Source organism: Vibrio sp. 10N.261.52.A1, assembly GCF_002876325.1.
Lineage (GTDB): Bacteria > Pseudomonadota > Gammaproteobacteria > Enterobacterales > Vibrionaceae > Vibrio > Vibrio chagasii.
The window spans coordinates 1-5,541 of the sequence record NZ_MCYD01000869.1 but is presented as its reverse complement, the minus strand read 5'-3'; the positions used below and the strand labels follow the sequence as shown (position 1 = coordinate 5,541).

The 5,541-nt window shown below is 44.2% G+C and carries 4 protein-coding genes; 1 reads left to right on the top strand and 3 read right to left on the bottom strand.

Translation table 11 applies throughout. The features are described 5' to 3' along the window. Nucleotides 1-89 precede the first annotated feature (89 nt). Nucleotides 90-1,142 carry a 3-deoxy-7-phosphoheptulonate synthase AroG gene (gene aroG / locus BCT81_RS18655; RefSeq protein WP_008217211.1) on the top strand — a complete coding sequence of 351 codons (1,053 nt, stop codon included), beginning with the start codon at nt 90-92 and terminating at the stop codon, nt 1,140-1,142. A gap of 114 nt (nt 1,143-1,256) precedes the next feature. On the opposite strand, the gene BCT81_RS18650 is transcribed toward aroG, so the two are convergent. The 3 genes from BCT81_RS18650 to BCT81_RS18640 all read right to left on the bottom strand — a co-directional run bounded on the left by BCT81_RS18650 (nt 1,257) and on the right by BCT81_RS18640 (nt 5,402). Then, nucleotides 1,257-2,681 (bottom strand): phosphomannomutase CpsG, encoded by a 1,425-nt coding sequence (locus BCT81_RS18650; protein ID WP_102425435.1) that lies wholly within the window; start codon nt 2,679-2,681, stop codon nt 1,257-1,259. 15 nt (nt 2,682-2,696) lie between these two features. Next, nucleotides 2,697-4,181 carry a mannose-1-phosphate guanylyltransferase/mannose-6-phosphate isomerase gene (locus BCT81_RS18645; RefSeq protein ID WP_102425434.1) on the bottom strand — a complete coding sequence of 495 codons (1,485 nt, stop codon included), beginning with the start codon at nt 4,179-4,181 and terminating at the stop codon, nt 2,697-2,699. Nucleotides 4,182-4,286: 105 nt separating this feature from the next. Then, nucleotides 4,287-5,402 carry a mechanosensitive ion channel family protein gene (locus BCT81_RS18640; protein WP_102425433.1) on the bottom strand — a complete coding sequence of 372 codons (1,116 nt, stop codon included), beginning with the start codon at nt 5,400-5,402 and terminating at the stop codon, nt 4,287-4,289. Between the last annotated feature and the right edge of the window lie 139 nt (nt 5,403-5,541).

Sequence of the window (5,541 nt, the reverse complement as noted above, 5' to 3'; positions counted from 1 at the left end):
TACAGGGAACAAGAAGATATGTGCTGATGGAAAGTTACGTGAGATAACGTACATTCAGCCCAAGGTTAGAAAATAGGAAGAAGTAAGCAATGTTCCAGACTGATGATGTAAGAATTAACAAAGTAAAAGAGTTATTACCCCCTGTTGCTGTTTTAGAAAAGTTTCCAGCGACAGAAGTTGCTTCTTCGACAACCTTTGAAAGCCGTAAAGCAATTCACAACATTCTAGAAGAAAGTGACGACCGTTTATTGGTTATCGTTGGCCCATGTTCTATTCATGATCCAGAAGCGGCTCTTGAATACGGTAAGCGTTTGAAAGTACTACGCGATGAGCTAGGCGATAAGCTTGAAATCGTAATGCGTGTTTACTTTGAGAAACCACGTACGACGGTTGGCTGGAAAGGTCTGATCAATGACCCTTACATGGACGACACGTTCAAACTAAACGACGGTCTGCGCCTTGGACGTAAGCTACTTCTTGACCTAACAGACATGGGTATGCCGACAGCAAGTGAATTCCTAGACATGATCACGCCTCAATACGTAGCAGACTTAATTAGCTGGGGTGCAATTGGCGCACGTACTACGGAATCTCAAGTTCACCGTGAGCTAGCTTCTGGTCTTTCATGCCCTGTTGGCTTTAAGAATGGTACCGATGGCAACATCAAGATCGCAACAGACGCAATCCGCTCTGCAAGTGCTTCTCACCACTTCTTATCGGTAACTAAGTACGGTCACTCAGCTATCGTTGAAACGGCTGGTAACCCAGATTGTCATATCATCCTACGTGGTGGTAAAGAGCCAAACTACAGCGCAGAGCACGTTGGTAAGATCAAGCAAGAGCTAGAAGCTTCTGGTCTACCGCAGAAAGTAATGATCGACTTCAGCCATGCAAACAGTTCTAAGCAATTCAAGCGTCAAATGAATGTGTCTGATGACGTAAGTGCACAGATCTCGGGTGGTGATAAAGCTATCTTTGGTGTGATGATCGAATCTCACCTAGTTGAAGGTCGCCAGGATTTGGTTGACGGCAAAGCTCCAACATACGGCCAGTCAATTACTGATGCTTGTATTGGTTGGGAAGATACTGAAACAGTACTTCGTCAACTAGCAGATGCAGTTGAAGCTCGCCGTAACAAGTAAGTTAGTGACTTTAATTAGTCTCTAGAACGACTCAGATAATTGAGCCCTTACTCGCTTTTGTGAGTAAGGGCTTTTTAATAGTCCCTAATCGCTAATAGGAAGTGACCTGTATTTTTAAGCTAGGAAAGACACTAGCTCGTCGACTTTAAGTGACAACAAATCTTTATCTTGCTTGGTTTCTACATTAAGGCGGATTAGTGGCTCGGTATTGGATTTCCTTAAGTTAAAGCGCCAAGTACCCATATCCATGCTAATACCGTCGGTATGATCTATGTTTACAGCACGCTTTTGGTAGCATGAAAGTACACGAACGATAGCTTGTTCTGGGTCTGCTACCTTGCGATTGATCTCTCCAGAAGAGGGGAATCTTTCTACGCTAGAGCTGATAAGTTGATGAAGAGATTGTTGAGTCTTACTGATCAGTTCAATCACGAGTAGCCAAGGAATCATCCCTGAGTCGCAGTACCCAAAGTCACGGAAGTAGTGATGTGCACTCATCTCTCCACCGTACACAGCGTTGAGCTCTCGCATTTTCTCTTTGATCAAAGCGTGCCCAGCTTTTACGCCAACAGCGTTTCCCCCGAGCTTTTCTGCAATCTCTATTGTATTCCATGTCATGCGCATGTCGTGTAGTACAGTTGCATTGGAATCCTTCAGTAAGAAGGCTTCGGTTAGCAGACCGACGATGTAGTAACCCTCAATGTAATTACCTTTTTCATCAAAGAAGAAACAACGATCAAAATCACCATCCCAGGCGATACCAAGGTCTGCGGAGTGCTCTAAAACGGCGTCGCGGGTAGCAGCTTGGTTTTCTTTAAGTAAAGGATTAGGGATGCCATTTGGGAACATCCCATCCGGAGTGTGATGAACCTTGATGAAGGTGATTGGAGCATTCAGTTCATTGAATTTGGTCTCTAAGGCATCAATGACATGCCCAGCAACGCCGTTTCCCGCGTTAACCACAATCTTCATCGGTGATAGCTTTGACGGCTTTATGTAAGAGAGTAGGTGATCAACATAAGGAGCGAGAATACTGGTGGTTCTAATGAAATTATCGGCTTGTTCATGGCTGATCGGTTGTTCGCTGAACCTCTCATGCTCTAGAACTTCTATGTGCTGTTTAATTACATCTAATCCTTTGTTTTTACTTATCGGATTCGCGTGTAGACCGACTAACTTCATGCCGTTGTAATTGATTGGATTGTGGCTTGCCGTAATCTGGACTCCGCCAATGGCTTGTAGGTGGCGAGTCGCAAAGTAGACTTCTTCTGTGCCTGTCATACCGAGATCTACCACGTTGATCCCTGATTCGATCAAACCCTTGGTCATCGCTTTCTGCAGGAGCAATGAGGTTTCACGATTATCACGACCAATGACTACTTTAGCCAAGCTATTGAGTGACGTTTTAGATGTTTCTGCAAGGACATATTCGCCAAATACTATACCAAGCAGGTAAGCTAGGCGCTCATTGATTTGTTTACCAATGATTCCTCGGATATCGTTATTTTTAAAGCAGCTGAGGTCTAAATTCTGTTTCATTGTATCGTCGCTGCTTTAGTTCGATTTGTTGATTTGAGGTGAGCTAGACTGTCCGCTTCGCCCGTAACTATCTTGATATCGAATAATGTCGTCTTCACTCAAATGGCTACCGGTTTGTACTTCGATCATTTCGAGTGGATTGTCCCCTGGATTTTCTAGGCTGTGTATGTGTCCTAGCGGAATATAAGTGGATTGGTCTTCTTCAACGAGATAGGTTTTCTCATCATTGGTCACCTTCGCAACACCTGCTACAACAACCCAGTGTTCTGCTCTATGGTGATGCATCTGCAGGGATAGCTTGTGACCGGGTTTTACGGTGATACGTTTAACCTTGTCGCGTTTGCCTAAGTCGATTACATCGTATTTACCCCAAGGTCTAAACACTTCGCGGTGATGAACATGTTCTGTGCGATCTGCTTGATTCAGTTGGCTGACAATCGATTTCACGTCTTGAACTTTGTCTTTGTTCGCGACGAGTATGGCGTCTTTTGTTTCGACAATAATGAGATTTTCGACACCTACAGTCGCAACCAGTTTGTTTTCAGCGTGGATATAGTTGTGCTGAGAATCGACCGTTAACACATCGCCTTCAATCACATTGTTCTGTTCATCTTTATCACTTACATCCCAAATCGCAGACCACGAGCCAATATCATTCCAACCAACATCCATCGAAATTACCGCAGCATCTGACGTTTTTTCCATCACGGCATAGTCGATAGAGTCACTTGGACTGCTTTTGAATGCTTCAGCGTCAATACGGATAAAATCGAGGTCAGTATTTTGTTTTTCGAGAGCGCTTTTACAGGCCTCAAGGATCTGTGGATGATGTTTTGCTAGCTCTTCTAAGTAGCGTGAGGCTTTAAACATGAACATACCGCTGTTCCAGAGGTATTGGCCCGAATTAACGTATTGTTCTGCGGTGGCTAGATCTGGCTTTTCAACGAAACATTCAATGGCAAAAGCATGGTGGGAGAGTGGATCTCCTTGTTTTATATAACCATAGCCAGTTTCTGGTGCGCTTGGAGTAATACCAAAAGTAACCAGTTTACCTTGTTTTGCGTATTCAACACCTCTCGCCACCGTTTGCTGAAATTCTGCTGTTTTAGCGATGTGATGATCAGCAGCCAGTACCAATAATATTGGATCTGACTCATTTTGTTGGTTACATCTGGTGTGATTTAAAGCCTGTAATGCAGCGAGTGCGATGGCGGGAGCTGTGTTTTTTCCGACAGGTTCTAGCAAAATACCACTGTGTTCAATGTTGGCCGAGCGAGCCTGTTCCGCAGCAATAAAGCGGTGCTCTTCATTACAGATAATGAAGGGAGCCGCACATTCTGCATTACTCAAGTGCGCTTCAAGACCTTGTAGGCGTATAAGGGTTTGCTGGAGCATCGATTGTTCGCCAGCAATATTGAGGAACTGCTTTGGGTAAAGCTCGCGAGAGAGGGGCCAGAGGCGGCTACCAGAGCCGCCAGCTAGAATGACAGGTAAAATCATAGCGTGGTACAGGGTGCATTAAAATACTGGCGCCATGTTATCACGCTTCACTCTTTTTAATTATCGATAACCCATTTAGTTACCTATAAACAGTAAATACGCTGTTTATTGATGGCCTGATGGATTCGAAATAGCCATATCTTGAACTTCGCTAAAACCTTGTGGGTCGATTTTGAGTGTTTGTGTTGGGAAAGCGATATCCGCATTGTGCTTATGAATAATCGCCAGTACCTGCAGTAGCACATCTTGTTTCACTTCATGGTATCTCACCCAGTTGACGGTTTTGGTGAAGGTGTAGATAAAGAAGTTCAGCGTTGATGGGCCAAACTTGTCGAAGTTCACGATGAGCGTCTGCTTAGCATCGATGTCTGGGTGCGTTTCAAGCATGGCTTTTACGTCATCCACGATAACAGCTAACTTGCTCGCATCTTCGTAACGAAGCCCAAAGGTTTCATTAATTCGACGGTTTAGCATTCGCGATGGGTTTTCCACCACAATGTTACTGAATACTGAGTTTGGCACGTACAAAGGTCGTTTATCAAAGGTGCGAATAATGGTCATGCGCCAGCCAATACGTTCGACGGTACCTTCGATTTGACGGTCGGGAGAGCGAATCCAATCACCGACTTTAAAAGGTCGGTCGAAGTAGATCATCATGCCACCAAAGAAGTTCGAAAGTAGATCTTTTGCTGCCAAACCGACAATCAAACCACCCACACCACCAAAGGTCAGAAGGCCAGACAGGCTGAGTCCAAACGCTTGCATGATTGTCAGGCCGCCCATGACCATAAAGAACAGACGAGCTACTTTTGCAATCGCCTGTACAGTTGTCTCATCCCTGTTTTTTTGCTCTAAGACGTATGCTTCAGCATTGGTGATCATTCGTAAGGTGAACCAAACGAAGGTACATATGATCAATATGTGCTTGAGAGTTTTTAACCAGTTGATTTCATTGCCAAACTGATCTTGAAGAATCAAACCGACAGATACGGTCGCTGGCCAACACCAAAGTAACGTACTGACAGGGGTTTTCAGTGCCTTTAGTAGTAGGTCATCCCAGTGAAAGTGGGTTCTCTGTACCAGAACTTCCAAGCGATTATGGATTATTCGCCAAGCTACCCAAGCGAGAAAACTCGCAATAGTGATGAATAGGACGCTATTCGCCCAGTCACTATGGGTCTGGTTGATGTAGGTTTGTACTTGGGTCAATAATTCATTCATTGTGTGTGCTGCCGCAGAAATTATGAATTGGAAATTAGCAGAAACTCGAGATGTTCTCTACCTTTATAAATCAAGCGATTATAACAATAGTATAACTCTATTTATTGCAGAACTGACTTTTTTTGAGATAGAAACTAAT

Excerpts from the sequence above, each read along its gene's own strand:
- BCT81_RS18650 (WP_102425435.1), bottom strand. The coding sequence starts at position 2,681 with ATGAAACAGAATTTAGACCTCAGCTGCTTTAAAAATAACGATATCCGA.
- BCT81_RS18645 (WP_102425434.1), bottom strand. The coding sequence starts at position 4,181 with ATGATTTTACCTGTCATTCTAGCTGGCGGCTCTGGTAGCCGCCTCTGG.
- aroG (WP_008217211.1), top strand. The coding sequence starts at position 90 with ATGTTCCAGACTGATGATGTAAGAATTAACAAAGTAAAAGAGTTATTA.
- BCT81_RS18640 (WP_102425433.1), bottom strand. The coding sequence starts at position 5,402 with ATGAATGAATTATTGACCCAAGTACAAACCTACATCAACCAGACCCAT.